At 65.5% G+C, this 2,028-nt stretch carries 4 protein-coding genes; all 4 read left to right on the top strand.

What is annotated here, in order from left to right:
• Positions 1–131 precede the first annotated feature (131 nt).
• Entirely contained in the window at positions 132–902 is a 771-nt protein-coding gene (locus G5C50_RS32015) for a hypothetical protein (RefSeq protein ID WP_165076146.1), read from the top strand.
• Positions 903–974: 72 nt separating this feature from the next.
• Entirely contained in the window at positions 975–1,247 is a 273-nt protein-coding gene (locus tag G5C50_RS32010) for a hypothetical protein (RefSeq protein WP_165076144.1), read from the top strand.
• Positions 1,248–1,298: 51 nt separating this feature from the next.
• Entirely contained in the window at positions 1,299–1,517 is a 219-nt protein-coding gene (locus tag G5C50_RS32005; protein ID WP_165076141.1) for a hypothetical protein, read from the top strand.
• 62 nt (positions 1,518–1,579) lie between these two features.
• Complete coding sequence (locus G5C50_RS32000) at positions 1,580–1,909, top strand: MarR family winged helix-turn-helix transcriptional regulator (RefSeq protein ID WP_165076139.1); 330 nt, start codon at positions 1,580–1,582, stop codon at positions 1,907–1,909.
• Positions 1,910–2,028: the final 119 nt, after the last annotated feature.

Genomic DNA, 2,028 nt, shown 5'->3' with positions numbered 1-2,028 from the left:
CGTCAGCGCGTTCCAGGACGTGGACGTCGCGATCCTCCAGCCCGCAGCGTTCGGCGTCATCAAGGATATCGTCACCTCTTAAATCCACCGCATCGTCAGGCCTCGATCTCCAAATCGAAAGGGTCGATCGAATGAAGCTTTTGTCGAAGGATTCTCGGGTCGTCAAGGTCGTCGCACTTGCGGACGACGCCATCATCGGACGTCGCGTCTGTCGCGAAGGCGACGTCGTCGAGGTTTCCGAGGCCGTCGCATACAGGGTCGTTTGCCGCGAGCAACCTGTGGCGAGGCTCGCCCCCGATTGTCGATTCGAGACGCCTGACAAGGATCTCAAAGCGGCATCTTACGCGGACGACGCCGACAGCGAGATGGCGCGATACGTCGGCGACGTCGACGACCTGTTCCCTCGTGAGAAGGCCTCGAGGTCAACCAGGTCGGACGCCGGCACGGCCTTCATGGGACCGATGGTCAGGGTCAAAGGGGCTCGCGACGGTCGCGTCGGGGGCGTCCGGGTCGCGGCCGGCGAGACTCTCGACGTTCGTGAAGTCGACGCCGTCGATGGAATGCTGAGCGGCGTCCTCAGGCGGGACGCCTCGATCTTGAGCCGGTCGGCCGTTCGATGCCTGGACGCCGGCGTCAGGGGCCGCTACAGGGCCCCTGCCCCGAATTGCGAGATCCCCAAGATCGGGGTCAAGGCGGTTCGCGACCACGTCCAGATTTCGAACGCCGTCCTCATAGAGGGACAGATCTACCGCGTCCCCGAAGACGTGGTCTTCGTGCTCATGCAACGGCCGGGAATCGATCCCGGGTTCATCATCGCGCCTGGGGAGCGGTTTTCGATGCCTCAGCGGCAACTGAAGGAAGCCGCCGCTGAATTGGCGAGGGACGGCCTCCCGAGCGTCTGAGCACGGCTCCCCGAATTCGTTGCAGCCGGTCGAGCGTCGGCCGGTTGTCCCATCCCTCGAAAGGAACACGCAATGAGCGCGAACAACGGGCCGGTCTTGCTGCAGTCCCCTTCCACCCAAGTCGTCGCCCTGGCGAAGGACGTCATCGTCGGCAATCGCGTTTGCTCGGCCGGCGAGGCCGTCACGGTGAATGAAGTGACCGCCAGGGGAGCGATCAACAGGACGGCTCCGGTCGCCGCACTTGCGGACGGAGCGAGCTTCCAGACGCCCGTCGCCGACCTGGACCACGCGCTGGAAATGGCTGGATCGGTGGAGATCTACGCCGTGCTGCCGCCGACGTCGTGAGGCGTCGACGCAGTTCACCACCCGACATGTAACCCAGCAGGACATCACGATATGAATCTCGTTCAACAGATCAAGGTCCGCATCACGCGGTCCGACGGTTTCAGGGTTCCCATGGGGAATCGAACGATCCGGACGTTCGAGGGCATGGAGGTCTTCGTCCCCCTCGCCGTGGCCGGCATGTTGGCCGATCGGGGGACGGCCGAGATCGTAGGCGAATCGGTCATCCGCCATGCGGCCCTACGCAAGGCGGCGCGAACCTCAAAGTCCTGACGTCCCTGTCTCGCGCCTTCTGCCGGGGCGCGAGATCTCCCCTCTGAACGGAGCCCCCTGGGATGCACATCGAGACCGCGACCGTCCAGCGCGGCGACCTGGCGAACGCCGTTTCCACCGCGAGACTGATCGCCGGTAGCGCCGGCGTGCTGGCCGTGCTGTCCCGCGGCCCGGCGACGGCGGTGCGGATTGCGGACGAAGCCGGATTCCTTGCTTCCAACGTGCCGTCGAAGCTCGCCCGGCTCCACGCCGCCGGGGTCGTCGACTTCGTCACCGTGCCCAGCGGCGGGCGGTACGGCCGGAAGTACATCTACTCGATCACCCCCTATGGGGCCGAGTTGTGGCGCGCGACTCGACACTTGGCGTCGAACGCCCCTCGGAGGTCGTCGTGACGTCGACCAAGTCGTCCCCCCAGCCGCCGCGCTATGACCAGATGATCCGCAGGGCGGCTGATTCGGCGAGGTTCCTCGCGAGCGGATCGACCGTCCGCATCCTGATCGCGCTCGTGGAA

The sequence above is a fragment of the Paludisphaera rhizosphaerae genome, assembly GCF_011065895.1.
Classification (GTDB): Bacteria; Planctomycetota; Planctomycetia; order Isosphaerales; family Isosphaeraceae; genus Paludisphaera; species Paludisphaera rhizosphaerae.
This window is presented reverse-complemented; position numbering and strand designations above follow the sequence as displayed.

Excerpts from the sequence above, each read along its gene's own strand:
- G5C50_RS32000 (WP_165076139.1), top strand. The coding sequence starts at position 1,580 with ATGCACATCGAGACCGCGACCGTCCAGCGCGGCGACCTGGCGAACGCC.
- G5C50_RS32005 (WP_165076141.1), top strand. The coding sequence starts at position 1,299 with ATGAATCTCGTTCAACAGATCAAGGTCCGCATCACGCGGTCCGACGGT.
- G5C50_RS32010 (WP_165076144.1), top strand. The coding sequence starts at position 975 with ATGAGCGCGAACAACGGGCCGGTCTTGCTGCAGTCCCCTTCCACCCAA.
- G5C50_RS32015 (WP_165076146.1), top strand. The coding sequence starts at position 132 with ATGAAGCTTTTGTCGAAGGATTCTCGGGTCGTCAAGGTCGTCGCACTT.